The following is a 15,991-nucleotide window of genomic DNA, read 5'->3' on the forward strand; positions in this document are numbered from 1 at the left end:
CTGGCGTGTTACAAATCTAGAGGTCAAAAATTCACTAATAAGTGTGTCTATATCAAATCAGTATCAAAGTTACGCAAATCCCTAATAATAATACTGGGCATCTAGCCGGTTACAAACCGTCTAGACCGCTTCTCCGTTTCGCTACGAAGCTTGCCCCCGGGATTTGCTCTTCGACCCGCTCAAGGCACTCCCGGCCGCACAGCACAGCCGTATCCAACAACCCAGACGCAAGCACACAGAGCTAACGTCCTTCACCACCTCAGCGACTTATCTGCAACTCAGAAACCACAATGGACCGCGATCCTCGCTTTTCGCGAGTTCGCTCCCATTGCTAGGTCCTTCGCCACAGAGTCACCTCGGTAATCAGGACACGCCCCATGCACCCACGTCCAGACGCCAGACACGGCCAAGCCGCAGGACAGTCAAAAGCACCAGCGGATCTCCGAGGAGAAGCAAGAACACGGAGAGTCGTTTTAAAGGCGAAATCTCCATCTCACGTGCAATCTATCAAAAATGCGTTTTTCTTCGAATCGAGATCTGGCTATTCATCTAGAGGCACTAATAAGTGAACGTAGACGAATAGTTCGTTCTCATCAATCCAAGACCAAGCCAAAAGCAAAAACACGAGGCTCTTAGAAAACGTATCTCAGAAAAGAACAAAACAACCGTAACCACATGATCTGCTCGCCGCAGAGCGTCTTCCAAGGCCAGACCTGCCCCCCTCATCAAGATGAGGCGTATCGAAACCTCAAAAGGTTCCTCGAGATGAGACAAGCTCATCGTTCTGGCCTCTTACTATGATCTGGTTTAAAGCGATACGAAGTATCCTTAGGTGTATCATTATCACACCTGAGAGCCTATAAACGTTGAGATGACGCTATTCAAATCAAATCCTGTCAGCCCGACCGTAACCCCTGAAAACATTAGGTTTTCAAGGGGGTTTAATTATACCGTCGAAAACAATCCGCATACAAATGCATACAAACGCCGCGATACCTCCATGCCTGATTCACACGAGTTCGCGCTCGTGGAGGGCTCTGATCGCGTCCGCCACGTCGTCCACAGGTTCTCGCCCCTCGCGGCGCGAAACAGCCAGTCGTCATCATCCATGTCATTCATCCGCTTTTCGATGTGGTGATGTTTTCTTGGACTTCCCGGCCGGGAGGAGAACCCTCTTATGGCGAAGTACAACAAGGAGCAGCGTGACAGGGCAGTGGACCTGTACATCAAATACGAGCGCTGCGCCGCCGCGGAGGGTTCCTAGGCCGGGTTAAGCAGGAGTTCCTCCGCAAGCGCGGCTTCGCGGGCGTCTCGATGGACGGGTTCATCGGCATGCTCGACGGCTACATGGTCTGGTACCGGAACAGGAGGATCAAGACGAAGTTCGGCATGAGCATCATGGCTCGTCGAGGTGCGCTCGGTCTTGCGGCATGATCGGTGGGGATGGAATCAATGACGAGTCCAACAAAACGTCACCAGCCCCAATTGCTTAAGAAAAATTGAAGCAAAACAGTCATTTCCTTTCCTCCCGGGAACCATCAGTTTGGTTGATAAGCACTCGGGAATCCATCAAGGAACCGGACGATGCCGGTGTTCTCATCCCACCGGCACCATCACCGCCGGCAATGTCCAAATTGAGCGCTCAGGGTGTACAGGAACAAGTGCCGACGCCGAACACCTTTATTTGATCACATACACTTCCGACCGAAGCGTGAGCGTGACCGTGCGCAACGGCGATACCATGTCCGGTATTGCCAAGCGAACCGGACTGTGGCCGCTGTCCGCATGGAGTGCGCCATCCGGCAACATCAACCTGATCTATCCGGGCAACATCGTCACCTATCGAGGCACGTCAGCTGCTGCCAGCGGATCCGTGTCCACAAGTGGTCGTGTGCATGTCGTCAAGCGTGGAGAAACTCTCAGCGGCATCTTCGGGGCCGACGGATGGCAGCGCGTCGCCCAGTTGAACAACCTCGCCAGCCCCAATCTTATTTACCCCGGTCAGCGGCTCCGCTACTGACCCAAACCATTGTGGCCTTCGACACCATGCCGGAGGCCACTCTCATCATCTAAGGAGAAACCCATGGATATTTCCACCGCAACCACCCTTGCCTCTGGGATTGTGGGCCTGATCGTGCCCGCCGTCGTGCAGGCCTTTAAGAAGTACATTCCCAGTGGATACGTCGGGCTTGTCTCTTTGGCCGCATCCATCCTGTTCGGCACCATCGCCATCGCCGCCACCGGCGGATTCGACGGCACCCACACATGGGGAATCACGCTCGCAGGAATAGTGGGCGTCGCCCAGACCGTGTACACGCTCGTTAACCAAGTGCTCGACGGGGAACTATCCAAAGATAAACTGCGCAACCAGTAGTCTGATTTATACTACTTCAATTTACGTGGACTCGGCCAGTTGGCTGGATCCACGTAAATCTGTAGCTACTTCTGAGGGGAAGAGTTGTTTGCCGACTGCTTATCGTTTTTAACAGCAAGAGGACAATCAACATATAGGAGGCTGCCCTTCTTGTATGGAATGACCGTGAGGAGTCGGTCGCATTTGTGCATGATCGCTCGTAAGGAGTTAGTTGCCTCCGTATCGGCAGTGAATCGATGCTTGATGCGAGTTTCCACTCGTTGAAGGCTTTCTGCTTGGCTAGCCCCGGCAGTACTGAGTTCGAGTACAAGTGCGTCTGCAATTAGAATGGACAGTACGTCATTTTTCCAAGAAAAAGCTCCATGGACTTTGCTGACAAGTTCCTTCCTGCGGAGGAAAATGACATCGGTGCTGTGTTCGGGCTGTATAAATCTAATCGCTTCAGTTGGGCTAGTCACATCAATGGCTGCAGGAAGAGCACTGGGATCAATGCCTTCGGGCACTCTAGTGTTAGGAGGCAAGACCACCATTTTCTCGGTGGCCACTTCCGAATCTTCCGCTGAAGCCACTACCTGTTCTTTCCAAGCTTTTTTATCGATGTTGAGTTGGAACTGCTTGTTAATTGCGGTGATGAGATTCAGCATATTAATGATGACAATTGTTAGCATGCTGAAAAATGACGTTCCGGCATAATATCGGTCACGATATGAAAGCTTTGCCGCTCTTGCTTTGTCTCCCTTGGGGTCAGCATGAACCAAATCTGAGTACAGCCAAGCTTCGCCTATCAGGAGATCAGATAAGGGTCGACCCTCGGGAACATTATCTTTGTCATACATTTGAATCGAATAAGATTCACCGTTGTTTTTATCGTGTAGATCTCGAAATTTCTTTCGACAAAAATCGAAACACTGCTTGGCCTGTCCAGTCAATTGCTTTCCGTCAAGTAGCATATCGATCGAGCGGAATACTTTTTCAAGATACACGGGTTCAGATTCGAGGATGCATGGCCTTGTGCGAGCTGCTAGAGATTCAAAAATCTCTTGGTCGGGCATTATGTATTTGATTCGAGTAGGTTGCCCTTCCTTGTAGCTAATTGTCATTGAGGGTTTAACATATTTCTCGACAGAGTTATTTTGGACTAGCGAATGTGCTTCTACGCGGCGTGCTCGAATCACAAAGCGGCGCAAAATGTCTCTCGCCTCCAGATCGTCTACAGGATGGCGTAGCTTCGACTGCTTTTTGGTCGAGTCGGTTTTCTTAGACATCAGCACCTTTCAGTAAGACATTTTGTCGTGCGGCATACACATAATATACCTTTAGTCGAACGAATGTTCGAAATGTCCGACATATGCTTCTCCGGGAATTTTTGTCATCATAATGATATATGTTCTTCCCTATGAGTAGCGCTATCGAATCAAACCTTAGCACCCAAGCCACCGATGGCTTTGATGAAGCAACTGAGCTTATCACGTTGTTGCGTGGTTCTATGACGCGCCGTCAGCTTGCCGAGTCGTTGCATGTATCCACCTCGACTGTGGAGCGCTGGGAGTTGGGCAAGGTGGAGTGCAAGCCTGCTTATGTTCCTGCGCTGCGTGAATTGTATTTCGGCACCACGCATGAAGACGGCACCGATTTCCGCACCATTGACCTGTTTGCCGGCATCGGCGGCATCCGTCGTGGTTTTGCTTCGGCTGGCGGGCATGCGGTGTTCTCTTCGGAATGGAATGAGTTCTCGGCCCGCACGTATCGCACGAACTATGGGTTCACCGAGCAGATGGCCGGAGACATCACCAAGGTGGACGTGGATGACATTCCCGACTGCGATGTGGTGCTCGCGGGCTTCCCGTGCCAGCCGTTCAGCGTGGCTGGAGTATCGAAGAAACGCAGCCTAGGCCGTGAGACCGGATTCCGGGACAAGACGCAAGGCACGCTGTTCTTCGACGTGGCGCGCATCATCGCGGCGAAACGTCCGGCGGCGTTCCTGTTGGAGAACGTGAAGAATCTGACCTCGCACGACCGGGGCCGCACCTTCAAAGTCATCCTCGATGCCCTGCAGAACGAGCTGGGCTACGAGGTGCATTGGAAGGTCATCGACGGACAGCACTTCGTTCCCCAGCACCGCGAACGTATCTACATCGTCGGCTTCCGCTCGCATACCGACTTCACATGGGATGACCTCAAGCTCCCCGAACATAAGCCCGTGCTCGCTGACATCCTTCATAAAAACGACGGCACCGAGCCGTATCTGCCTTGGGACGGCGACCGGTACTTCGACTACGAGCACAACAAGGTGCAGGACAAATACACGCTCACCCCACGCCTGTGGCAGTACCTGCAGGACTACAAGGCCAAGCACGAGGCCATGGGACATGGCTTCGGCTATGGCTTGGTGACGCCTGACATGGTGTCCCGTACCTTGTCCGCCCGCTATCACAAGGACGGTTCCGAGATATTGGTCGCGCAGGAAGGTGAACGCCCCCGCCGGCTCACTCCGCGCGAATGCGCCCGCCTCATGGGATACCCGGATGATCTGCGCATTCCCGTCTCGGACACGCAGGCCTATCGCCAGTTCGGCAACTCCGTGGTCGTACCAGCCATCGCGGAGATCGCCCGCATCATGCGTCCCCATATCCTCAAGGTCATGCAGGAGAACAAGGCCCCCGAACTGATCTCCGATTCCGAACTGGCCGACGAGGCGATCCAAAAGGCCCGCCAACTGGCCGTCGCCGGCGCAAGCCACGACTGAAACGACACGCCGCTAGACCGTTGATGCTTTGGCGCTGACATTGGCATGGGTATTGTTGAGGTATGCGCGATACCCATGTCAACGACGATCAGCAATGGTACGACACGGCCGACATCCAGCAGGTCCACGACCTGTTGACCCGAGCCGGTGCCGAAAGCATCTGGGTCAAGCGGCTGGTGCCCAACAACAACTCGAAACAGCAGATCTTCCTAGGCAACGATCCCTCCGACCTAGCTTTCCTTCCCCTCGGCACGCCGTGGTACACGGATCCGAAATCACAGAAGAAGAAAGCCGGGCCGCTGCTGATTCGCATTCCGGTTCCGTGGCGATGGGTCACGCCTGACGGCGAGTTCGACGCGCCGAACGCCAACATGTGCTTCTACCCGCAATATCCCGAGGTAAGGTTCTCCGGCTTCCTGAAGGGATGCAAGGAAGGCCCGTCCGAGCTGTTGAGCGAGACGAAACGTGGCCACGAAGAGGGACGCTGCTTGTTCTTCGGAACCGTGAAGGACACGGGCGAAGGAATGGGACATGTTGTCGCCTTGGTCGTCGGCGCTCCATCGCCGGCCGCCCAATACGTCTTGAACATGGACACATTCGAGAAAGGGCACGTCTGCCCGGTCGTGTTCCAAGGCCAGAGAAAGCCCGGCGAATTCTCCATCCTTGAGGAAGCTCTTCTCGGCATCATGGGCAAGAAGATCATCCCATGGCGTCTGCGCAACGACGGAACCATCGACAAGCCATACATCGCTCCCAACGCTCCCGGACTGACTCTGGAGGCGGAACTCGGCGTGGGAGAGAACGCCATTCCCGGCCCGGACTTCGACATCTGGGAGCTCAAGGCCATCAAACAACCATCCCTTGAGCGGCGCAGCAACCACCGGGTCACCTTGTTCACGCCGCAGCCCGACACGGGATGGATAACGGGACAATCCCAAGCCGATTTCGTCCTGCGCTACGGACATGTCAGCGGCACCGACGAAAACGGCAATCCCGACGAGTACTACTTCACTTCGGGCGACATTAACCGCCCCGGCGAAGACAAAGAGGGAGCGAAACTCAACCTTAAACTCGTCGGCTTCACCGATGCCAAGCACTTCGATCCCAACGGGATGATCGCCCTATACGACAAGCAGACCGGCGAACTCGCCGCCGGATGGTCATACCTCAAGCTACTGGAACACTGGCAGCGCAAGCACAACCGCGCCGCTTACGTGCCGTATCTCAGGGAAAAAGAAGACGGGAAGACCACGGTAGAATTTGGCCCACTCGTCACCCTCGGCATCTCCACCAGCTTCGGCCTGTTCCTAAAAGCCTTCCAAGACGGCAAGGTCATCTACGACCCCGGCGACAAAATCACCCTCAAAGATGGCAAATGGACGCCCCATTCCCGAAGCCAATTCCGCATCAACCTCAACGACATCTCGGCCATCTACCAAGAAGTAAAAGAAGTGGATCTGCGAGATTCCGATTCTTCGCAAAAAGAGGAATAGCCATGGCAATGATAATGTGTCCCGGCTGCGGAACAAGTATTTCCGACAAAGCGTTGTCCTGCCCGCAATGTGGTTTTGTCGGCGACGATCCGAGTCGTCCGATTTCTCAACAAGCAGTTTATGAGATGGTGCCAAAGTTCCAAGTTGAGATTGATCGTTGGGATCCACAATCGCAATCATTGGTGGGCGAGTCATTGGATATGTCCTTGGAGACCCGGCGTAAAATCTTCGGCTTCCTAGGCAATCTGGAACAGCTCCAGACGCTTGCACCAGGGCTGTTCCAGCTCATCAAGGAATTCTCCAACAAAGATGAAGCCACATTGGTGGCTCATTTGCCCGAGGAGATCATGAAGATGGTTGAAGAAGGAAAGCTCTTCTTCAAGGAGGATGCCAACGGGAAGATTATGCCGCAAGTGTTCGACGTGAACGGGAAGTTCTATAAGCAGGTGCGGCTTGACTGGGAGCAGATGTCGCCTGATGTCATGGATACAATGCGGCACTTGCAGACTCAGGTGGCCATCGCAATGGTGTTGTCCGAGGTCCGCAGCCTTAGGGACCAAATCGAAGGTATTCGAGTGGACTTGCAGAATGACCGTCTGGCACTGGCTGAAGGCGCTTGGGATAAACTCATGCAAGCCCGTGTCATTGAAGATTCACGGCTGCGCGATGCATTGATAGTACAAGCCATATCATCCGCGACCGATGCCAAGCGAACATTGATGCGTAATTTCGCGGAGAACGTCAAATACCTGAAAGCCCATTCCAATGAGCGTATAGACAAGAAACTGATTTCTGCCGTCACTCAGCAAAATCAATCGAGGGCTGCCGATGCGTTCAACGATCTGGCGCAGATCACCAATGCTGTACGTGTCGAAGGCGCTGGATATGCCATGCTCAATCAAAACGAGGCGAGCATGGTATGTTTGGAACAGTTCCGAGAATTCATCGACGCGAATAAACTTAACGAGCGAGACACCTTACTGGCAATTAACTCGCATCTCCCGGTTGGGTCGAAGATGCCTGACATGGTTGACCAATTCGAGGATCTGGCGCTAAGGATCACGGCGCTAGACGGCGCGTCGCAGCTAGACCGTATCCCCCAAAGATTGCTTGAGCCATTCAGACCTGAGCCGGAGACGAACGAAAGCAACAGTGAAGAGGAGGACGGCAACAATGTTCCGTAAGAAGAAGAATGATCCAGCTCAGAGCGAGGGGACTGAAAACAGTCCTCAAAGAAAGTCCGTTAACGATGCTCAAGATGCCGTTGCGCCCCATGGCCACGCTTTCATGCGCAAGACAATCAAGCGTTGCGAAAACTGCGATAGCGAGTTGGAAAGCACGAGAAAGTCCAATTTGTGCGAAGCATGTGAGAAGGAACAACTGCAGAAAAATGTCAAGAAAGGTGCGGCAGCTGCTGCTGCTATCGGCCTAGCAAAAGTGGTTATTCCGAAAGTTGCCCCATATGCCAAGAAAGCCGCTCCATTGGTAGCCAATGCTGTAAAAAAGATAGTGTTTAGATAGCAAAACAGTCTTCCAATGTCGCAAATTCAGAGCGGCTGCGCAATAATGCGATGCTCTATGGATTATGGATTCGGAGTGCTGAGCAATGCCCAAGAAAAAGACTCATAGTGAGTTCCTTGCCGATCTCGGACGGCTGAATGCTCATGCTGACGATCTGGAGATTGAGTCGGAATATCAGGGGTCGAAAGCGCCAGTGGATGTGCGTTGCCTGCGCTGCGGTCATAAATGGATGACGATGCCTGGCACGTTGCTTCAAGGGTGCGGATGCCCTCGGTGCGGTGAGAAGCAGCTCCGGCGTAAGAAAACATACACCAATGAGAAATTCCTAGAGAAGCTTGCCAAGATCAATCCTGAGGCGGAGCCATTAATGGAATACACGAAGGGCTCTAGTTACATCGACGTTCGATGCAAGCGATGCGGCACGATATGGTCCTCCAAGGGATACAACTTGTTGCAGGGCAAGGGATGTCCCCATTGCGGTGCGATTCGGGGCGCGAGGAACAACCAAGGCAAGACTGGTGTCAAGACCCGTGAGCAGTTCTCGGCCGAGCTGGCTGAGGCGTCGCCGGACATCGAGGTGCTTGGCGATTATGTGAACGTGCATACGAAGATCAAGGTCCGGTGTCATGTCTGCGGCCACGTTTGGTCGGCGGTGCCGGGTGCGCTTTTACGAGGTCACGGCTGCCCGAGGTGCGCCCGATCCGGCACCAGCTTCATGGAGCAGTTTCTGCTCTATGCCCTCAGGCAAGCGCTTGCCGGGGAGACGGTTCTCTCACGGGACAAGACGACCATCGGAATGGAGCTGGATATTCTGATTCCATCGAAGCGGCTTGCGGTCGAGCCGGGCGTGTGGTTTCTTCACAAAAGGAATGTCAAACGTGACGGCGAAAAGCGGAGAAGATGTCATGAGGCCGACATCCGGCTTGTGACCATATACGATCAATTCCCGCAAGACATGGAGTCTCCGTTCGATGACGATTGCCTCACATACCCGTTTGATTTGAACTCAGGCGACCGTTCGGCGCTCAGGGATCTTGCGATTGGATTGATTAAGGATGCGGGTGGCATCTGTGAGTTCAGCGCGGATGACTGGGCGAGGATTGAGGAAATAGCGACCGAAGAATCACGTGCCCAGAGTCCCGATCAATTTGTCGAGAGGTTGCATGCCATTCATCCCAATATCGAGGTCGTGGGCAAGTATGTGAATGTTAATACGCGAGTCCGAGTGCGTTGCAACGTGTGCGGGAGGGTGTGGGATGCCTTGCCGGCAAGTCTGCTCGCAGGTGATGGATGCCGAACGTGTGGCACGAAACGGGCTCATGACCAATTGCGCAAGTCCCAAGACGATTTCATTGAGCAAGTCAGGGAAGCGAATCCCGACATCGAAGTGCTTGGCGAATACGTTTCGAGACATGGCAAAGTTCACGCTCGTTGCCGTGTCTGCGGTCACGAATGGGATCCCGTAGCAGCGAGCCTGCTCAGAGGATCAAATCACAAAGGATGGAAAGGAATCCATGGCAAACTTAAGCTTTAGAGAATTTCTCATGGAAGCGCTCATCGGATAAAGTCGACACGCCGAACGCCGTTGCCACCATGACTGCCAAATCCAGTAAAAAACCAGTAACAATGACCGTCACGGTGAGCCAATCCCAGCCGTCTCAACAAAGACAGCCAAAAATCAAGAACCGCCATTTTTCCAACGATATTAGTCTTAGCAAAAAGCCATTCAATCCAACAAGAAACACCCCGCGGAAACAGGATGTCGCAGGTTCAAATCCTGTCAGCCCGACGAAAACCGTTAGAAACAAAGGCGTTTCAGTCGGTTTGAAAACCTTTTCCGGTTTCCGGTATAAACAGTGCAAACACGGAACGACCTCCTTGACGTCAGTCCTCCAGCATGCGGAGTGGAGCATCTCGACCGCGTCCGCGCAACCGTCCAGATTCTCCGGCCACAACGCCGCGTACGTGCCCAAAGTGACCGTCGCGCTGCATGGTGATACCGGAACATGATTTTCCACGGGTTTTGGATACGATAAACCCTATGAACGCATCTCAAGAGAATCTTTGGCCGGCGCCGTTTGCCGGCAAGCCGCTCGACGCCACCGTTGTGGTGCCGGGCAGCAAATCCCTGTCGAACCGTTATCTCATTCTTGCGGCTCTCGGGCATCGTCCTGTGCGATTGGTCGGTCTGTTGCGCTCGCGTGATACCGAGCTGATGATGGACGCGCTGCGTTCGTTGGGAGTGCGCTGCGAAATCGATGAGCAGGTCGACACCACGGTTACGGTGGTGCCGCCGTCCGACGGCCGGTTCCACCGTGGTACGAAGGTGTTCTGCGGTCTTGCGGGAACTGTGATGCGCTTTGTGCCCGGCCTTGCCATGTTTGCGGACGGTCCTGTGGATTTCGACGGTGACGAGCAAGCGTACGCACGTCCGATGAAGCCCGTGTTGGACGGTCTTGAACAGTTGGGGGCATGTATCGAATACCGCGGCGAGGAAGGTCGCCTGCCATTTACAATCACTCCACCTCAAACGGTGAGCCAGCGCGTCAAGCCGAGCGTAGTCAGCATTGATTCTTCGGGATCCTCGCAGTTCATTTCAGGACTATTGCTCATCGGCTCTCGAGTGCCAGGCGGTTTGGAACTGCATCACACGGGGGAGAAGACGCCGAGTTTGCCTCATATTCGCATGACCGTGGCCGATCTGCAAGGTTCCGGCGTGCGTGCCAACGCAGACGAACACGCCCGCGTATGGACCGTGCAGCCGGGAGCCGTGCAGTTGCCCGAAACCGTGACGGTCGAGCCTGACCTGTCGAATGCCGCCCCGTTCCTCGGCGCCGCACTGATCGCCGGCGGAACCGTTCGCGTGCCTCACTGGCCGGAATCCACCACCCAGCCGGGCGGCCTGCTTCCGGGCTATTTGGAACGTATGGGAGCTGAAATCAACTTCCCGGTGATTGACGGCGTCCGGTACTGCGAAGTGACCGGCGACGGTCGTGTCAGCGGCCTAGGTGATTTCGACCTGACGGCGGCAGGTGAGATCGCGCCGTCGCTTGCGGCGATTCTGGTTTTTGCGGACAAGCCTACCCGCATGATTGGCATCGGTCATTTACGAGGGCACGAGACGAACCGTCTGGAGGCTTTGGCCAACGAAATTACGCGCGTTGGAGGAGCTGCTCACGAACTGCCCGATGGATTGGAGATAACCCCTGTGTCGGCGAATCGTCTTAGACCATCCGTGATGGAGACTTATGCCGATCATCGTATGGCCACATTCGCGGCGATGCTTGGCCTACGCATCAAAGGCATCCACGTGAAGAACGTCACCACGACGGCGAAAACCCTACCGAATTTCGTGGATATGTGGAATGGCATGCTTGTTTGACGGATACGCAAAAGTGACATCGGAGGACGTTCGGTCCGTCTGACGAGAGCGGACTTGTTTCCGTAACATAGCGGAAGGGGCTTTCCACAAGAATAGTTTGTGGAAAGCCCCTTCCGCTATGCGTCAAGCCTGTGGCTCACTCCGATTCTACAAAGACTAACACATTTTGTTTAGGAATCATTCTCCGTAGTGTTTCTCGTTCTTTTGATTATTTGATATATCCATATTATCCTGCCTATACAAACTAATGTTATCATTTTGTTATCGGTGTTGATAACACTTGCTCGGTAACTGTGGATAATACCTATATGTTCTTTCGTAAATTATAAGCTGTTTTGTTTAAAAATTCAACACTAATCTGAAATTCATCTCTCAGTATTACTGAATATTTCCATCTATTTCTTTTTGCGGTATTTTGGTTCAATACCTACTACATATACTACTATAGCCACAATACTAATAAGCATTGCACACAATATAGATAAAATAATCAAACTCGAATTCTGTTCATCTAATAAGGGCAATCCAATTAACGTAAACAAAACGCCATACACGCACCACAATATACCCAAAGCACGATTATAACCTTTCGCATCTTCTATCGGCGCCACCTCAGCATTTGCCCAGAATCCGAAAGGTTTTGCTTTCTTGGAATTCAAATCATAAATGCCCATTGCAATAAATAATACGCCCATTATTGCCCAAATAACAAATGCAATTAATCTTTCTTCCATAATATGTATCCTTCTTTCTTTGTTATTCTGCAAATTCTCCTATCACTTTCTGTTTCCGTTCTTATCAAAATTCTTTTTCAATGCTCGTTCAGTAGGAATAATTGTACCTATCAAGGCAATTAACTGCACAAAACATACAAAACCTTAAAAATATAGGATTCAGCAACGCAAGAAACAACTGCAATACAGCCTTAAATAATTGGACAAACAATTCTAACATTGTAATATACCTCATAATTTTTTCTTTTTATTATACATCCATTGCGAAATTCAATCTTTCACATATTTTGCAGGTAACAGCATTCCTACAAATGCAGGAGTACCGCACCTCTAAATGCTTATGTGCATTTGATTTTCTGTTCCTACAAGTTGTAATTCGTAAAACTATTTGGCTAAATCAAACTAATACAATCATCTTCTACATAAACAGCTTGTCCATCAACAATCTTTATTGCTTCTCCGAAATCTGGTAATTCAATTATTTTGGTTCCATTCCAATGGGGAATTATAGGGTTGTTAATAATATTTAATCCATCATCTAAATTACCTGCCGCATACATACTACCAGCACTAATTCCAACGTATACAAGACCATTATTAATTGCTTTCTCAATCGTTCTATCAAATCCTGTTCTAATCATTTCACGACACAATACCGCAGCATCACCACCACTAACAACAACTGCATCAAAAGATTGCAGTTCCTCAATCGTTAACAGTCTGGTAAGCATATAAGGATCTGTAACACACGTCGAATATGTTCTCTGATAGTCTTTTGAGAGAATCAATTCCAGATTATATACTAATATATTTTCATACCGAATACCCATAGATGAAAGCTCCTGAAAACAAACTGCAAAGCCTTCTCTCGCTCCATCTGTTTCAATTCCAGCAGTTGGAATGTATAGCACCTTCACATCTTCTGGACATTTTCCTATAATATCGAAAAATTTCTTTTTCATATCAGCCGATAATCCACTAGATGTAAGAAATAATTTTTTACTGTTCATATCTACCTCTCATCATCAAATTTTAATTTTTACTTTTCAATTATACATCTACCCGTTGCGAAATTCTATCTTCCACACCATATTGATGGGTACAGCGCTCCTGCAAACGCGGGAGCACCGTACCTCAAAACGCTTATATGTAGATAAGCTCCTTTCCAACAACTTCCCTCACACATGCCTGAATGTTATTCATTCTTCCGATCCATTCGTGGGGATTTTCTGCCTTTAACTGTTCCGTCACTCCCTGCCTGTCCGCATATTCCTTTACCAGTCGAAGAAACATATCCCCTGCTTGCCTATCAACATCTACAAGATATCTATCGGTCTTATGCACACCCTGTTTACCCTTGAAGATATTTACGGTCTTACTGTCAGCAAAGCAGATGGAGAGGTATGCTTAAAGGTCAACAAGGATAAAGGCAGAGAAGCATATGAACTCATCAAAATGCTGTATGCTTGGAAAGAACAGGCAGACAAGCTATCTTCCGAAGAAATCAGCAGGGAAGAGTATGATAACTGGCGTTACCATTATCCAGCGTTCGACACCACACAACGTTGGGCAAAAGTTCCATCACAGGAACTCAGTGACGCACTCGTAGAAGCATTCAAAGACCACTTGAAAGATAAATAAGCACGACAAAAAGCCCTTAACTATGGTTATTAACCACAGCTAAGGGCTTCGTTTATAATATGGAATTCGTTCAGAGCCAAGCTCCGAACTTTAGTCAGCAAGCCACCCGATAATCATTCCGTTACCCATAAACCACTGGATAACAAGAATAATGGCACTTGCGATGACTGTTATCAATTTGTTATCAAAAGACTTCTTGAAGTGCTGCAAACCCGCATAAATACTGGATTCTTAAAGCATTCCAAATTACTCCCACTCGATGGTTGCCGGCGGCTTGGAGGTGCAGTCGAGCACCACACGGTTGATCTGACGGCATTCATTGGTGATACGCGTCGAAATCGTGGCAAGCACATCGTACGGAATGCGGGACCAGTCTGCGGTCATGGCATCTTCGGAGGAAACCGGACGCAACACGATTGGCGAACCATACGTGCGCTCGTCGCCTTGCACACCCACGGAATGCACATCGGCAAGGAGCACGACCGGGCACTGCCAGATATCGCGGTCAAGACCAGCCTTGGAAAGCTCCTCGCGAGCGATGGCGTCGGCCTCGCGAAGCAGATCCAGACGTTCCTTGGTGATCTCGCCGATGATGCGGATGCCGAGGCCCGGGCCAGGGAACGGCTGACGCCAGACGATTTCGTCCGGCAAGCCAAGTTCGGTACCGATGGCACGAACCTCATCCTTGAACAAGGTACGCAGTGGTTCGACGAGCTGGAACTTGATGTCGTCCGGCAGGCCACCCACATTGTGGTGCGACTTGATGTTGGCTGCGCCGTCGCCGCCGCCGGATTCCACAACATCCGGGTAGAGAGTTCCCTGAACGAGGAACTTGACTTCCTTGCCGGAAGCACCCGCCTCTTCGATGACCTGGCGCTGAGCCTTCTCGAACGTGCGAATGAACTTTTCGCCGATGATCTTGCGCTTCTTCTCCGGCTCGCTCACACCCTTCAGGGCAGTGAGGAAGTCTTCGGAGGCGTCCACGGCGATGAGCTTGATGCCGGTCGCCTCGACGAAATCATGCTTCACTTGTTCGGCCTCGCCCTTGCGCAGCAGACCGTGGTCCACGAACACGCAGGTGAGCTGGTCGCCGATCGCCTTGTGTACCAGGGCGGCGGCCACGGCGGAATCAACGCCGCCGGACAGGCCGCAGATCACCTGTGCGTCACCGACCTTCTCGCGGATCTTCGCAACCTGATCCTCGATGATGCTGGAGGCATCCCAGTTGTTGCCGAGACCTGCGCACTTGTGCAGGAACGTCTCGATAAGCTGCTGGCCCATCGGGGTGTGCTTGACTTCAGGATGCCACTGCACGCCATACAGCTTGCGGGATTCATCCTGCATGGCGGCAACGGGGGCGCCCTCGGTGTGTGCCAGCACTTCGAAGCCTTCCGGCGCGGTCTTAACGGCCACACCATGGCTCATCCACGTGTTCTGATCGGCGGGGGAGCCTTCGAGCAGACCCTTCGACTCGTCGATGAAGGTCTCGGTCTTGCCGTACTCGCCAAGAGCGGCCTTGTCGACATCCGCGCCCAAGGCATAGGCCATGGCCTGGAAGCCGTAGCAGATGCCCAGCACGGGCACGCCGGCCTCGAACAGTTTCTTGTCCACGCGCGGCGCGCCCGGCTCGAACACCGAAGCCGGACCACCGGAAAGGATGATGGCCTGCGGATCCTTGGCCAGCATCTCGTCGACCGGCATGGAATGCGGCACAAGCTCCGAATAAACATTGGCCTCACGCACGCGACGTGCGATCAGCTGGGCGTACTGGGCTCCGAAATCAACAACGAGCACAGGACCTGCAGCCATAACACTCTCCCTTTTGATATGAGGTATGAAGAAGCAACAATATTAACTGTTCTATTGTGGCGACGCTAGCAGACATTGGAAACGCTGTGAACAGAAAGTGAACAAACCTCACAATTGCTTACTACGCATGGTTCAACACGCCGCATGCAAGTATTGCAAAACGAACGTGAAAAAGGTGCGATAATGGCTTGAAATCGTTGATATTGAGCCGTTTATCAATCTTTTTGATAGCATGTGAAGTATTCACAAATCTCCCGATAAAAGCTCTCATTTTCTAACAGAAACGACACA

At 51.9% G+C, this 15,991-nt stretch carries 16 protein-coding genes; 11 read left to right on the forward strand and 5 right to left on the reverse strand.

Going from position 1 to position 15,991, the window contains the following annotated elements; all coding sequences use genetic code 11:
• Positions 1–1,314 precede the first annotated feature (1,314 nt).
• From BBKW_RS04050 to BBKW_RS04060, 3 genes are all read left to right on the forward strand, one after another.
• Positions 1,315–1,434, forward strand: a complete 120-nt coding sequence (locus tag BBKW_RS04050) for a hypothetical protein (protein ID WP_003835196.1) — start codon at positions 1,315–1,317, stop codon at positions 1,432–1,434.
• Between the two features lie 277 nt (positions 1,435–1,711).
• Complete coding sequence (locus BBKW_RS04055; RefSeq protein ID WP_228429074.1) at positions 1,712–2,020, forward strand: LysM peptidoglycan-binding domain-containing protein; 309 nt, start codon at positions 1,712–1,714, stop codon at positions 2,018–2,020.
• Between the two features lie 63 nt (positions 2,021–2,083).
• Positions 2,084–2,374, forward strand: a complete 291-nt coding sequence (locus BBKW_RS04060) for a hypothetical protein (RefSeq protein ID WP_003835191.1) — start codon at positions 2,084–2,086, stop codon at positions 2,372–2,374.
• A 65-nt stretch (positions 2,375–2,439) separates the two neighbouring features.
• On the opposite strand, the gene BBKW_RS04065 is transcribed toward BBKW_RS04060, so the two are convergent.
• Positions 2,440–3,639 carry a hypothetical protein gene (locus BBKW_RS04065; protein ID WP_003835189.1) on the reverse strand — a complete coding sequence of 400 codons (1,200 nt, stop codon included), beginning with the start codon at positions 3,637–3,639 and terminating at the stop codon, positions 2,440–2,442.
• Between the two features lie 131 nt (positions 3,640–3,770).
• Between BBKW_RS04065 and dcm the strand changes: the two genes are divergently transcribed.
• The 7 genes from dcm to aroA all read left to right on the forward strand — a co-directional run bounded on the left by dcm (position 3,771) and on the right by aroA (position 11,516).
• Positions 3,771–5,120 carry a DNA (cytosine-5-)-methyltransferase gene (dcm, locus tag BBKW_RS04070; protein WP_128805892.1) on the forward strand — a complete coding sequence of 450 codons (1,350 nt, stop codon included), beginning with the start codon at positions 3,771–3,773 and terminating at the stop codon, positions 5,118–5,120.
• A 62-nt stretch (positions 5,121–5,182) separates the two neighbouring features.
• Positions 5,183–6,613 carry an MvaI/BcnI family restriction endonuclease gene (locus BBKW_RS04075; protein ID WP_003835185.1) on the forward strand — a complete coding sequence of 477 codons (1,431 nt, stop codon included), beginning with the start codon at positions 5,183–5,185 and terminating at the stop codon, positions 6,611–6,613.
• A 2-nt stretch (positions 6,614–6,615) separates the two neighbouring features.
• Complete coding sequence (locus BBKW_RS04080; protein WP_228429075.1) at positions 6,616–7,797, forward strand: zinc ribbon domain-containing protein; 1,182 nt, start codon at positions 6,616–6,618, stop codon at positions 7,795–7,797.
• Complete coding sequence (locus BBKW_RS04085; protein WP_033501232.1) at positions 7,787–8,134, forward strand: hypothetical protein; 348 nt, start codon at positions 7,787–7,789, stop codon at positions 8,132–8,134. The genes BBKW_RS04080 and BBKW_RS04085 overlap by 11 nt, the downstream gene beginning before the upstream one ends.
• Before the next feature lie 448 nt (positions 8,135–8,582).
• Entirely contained in the window at positions 8,583–9,668 is a 1,086-nt protein-coding gene (locus BBKW_RS04090; protein ID WP_128805891.1) for a PDDEXK family nuclease, read from the forward strand.
• 59 nt (positions 9,669–9,727) lie between these two features.
• Entirely contained in the window at positions 9,728–10,144 is a 417-nt protein-coding gene (locus BBKW_RS10465) for a hypothetical protein (protein WP_003835178.1), read from the forward strand.
• Between the two features lie 31 nt (positions 10,145–10,175).
• The gene (aroA, locus tag BBKW_RS04095) at positions 10,176–11,516 is read left to right on the forward strand and encodes a 3-phosphoshikimate 1-carboxyvinyltransferase (RefSeq protein ID WP_033501231.1); all 1,341 of its coding nucleotides are present in this window, start codon (positions 10,176–10,178) and stop codon (positions 11,514–11,516) included.
• Positions 11,517–11,911: 395 nt separating this feature from the next.
• On the opposite strand, the gene BBKW_RS04100 is transcribed toward aroA, so the two are convergent.
• The 3 genes from BBKW_RS04100 to BBKW_RS04110 all read right to left on the reverse strand — a co-directional run bounded on the left by BBKW_RS04100 (position 11,912) and on the right by BBKW_RS04110 (position 13,543).
• A complete protein-coding gene (locus tag BBKW_RS04100; protein ID WP_033501230.1) occupies positions 11,912–12,250 on the reverse strand; it encodes a hypothetical protein in 339 nt (112 codons plus the stop codon).
• A gap of 392 nt (positions 12,251–12,642) precedes the next feature.
• Entirely contained in the window at positions 12,643–13,260 is a 618-nt protein-coding gene (locus BBKW_RS04105; protein ID WP_033501229.1) for a Type 1 glutamine amidotransferase-like domain-containing protein, read from the reverse strand.
• Between the two features lie 133 nt (positions 13,261–13,393).
• Positions 13,394–13,543 carry a TnpV protein gene (locus BBKW_RS04110; RefSeq protein ID WP_231858518.1) on the reverse strand — a complete coding sequence of 50 codons (150 nt, stop codon included), beginning with the start codon at positions 13,541–13,543 and terminating at the stop codon, positions 13,394–13,396.
• 9 nt (positions 13,544–13,552) lie between these two features.
• Here BBKW_RS04110 and BBKW_RS10900 point away from each other — a divergent pair, with 9 nt between their 5' ends.
• The gene (locus BBKW_RS10900; RefSeq protein WP_228429077.1) at positions 13,553–13,891 is read left to right on the forward strand and encodes a hypothetical protein; all 339 of its coding nucleotides are present in this window, start codon (positions 13,553–13,555) and stop codon (positions 13,889–13,891) included.
• A gap of 246 nt (positions 13,892–14,137) precedes the next feature.
• Here the strand turns inward: BBKW_RS10900 and guaA are convergent, their stop codons facing one another.
• On the reverse strand, positions 14,138–15,700 hold the full coding sequence (guaA, locus tag BBKW_RS04120; RefSeq protein ID WP_033501228.1) for a glutamine-hydrolyzing GMP synthase: 1,563 nt from the start codon (positions 15,698–15,700) through the stop codon (positions 14,138–14,140).
• Positions 15,701–15,991 lie beyond the last annotated feature (291 nt).

Origin of the sequence: Bifidobacterium catenulatum subsp. kashiwanohense JCM 15439 = DSM 21854, from assembly GCF_001042615.1 — a bacterium.
GTDB classification, from domain to species: Bacteria; Actinomycetota; Actinomycetes; order Actinomycetales; family Bifidobacteriaceae; genus Bifidobacterium; species Bifidobacterium catenulatum.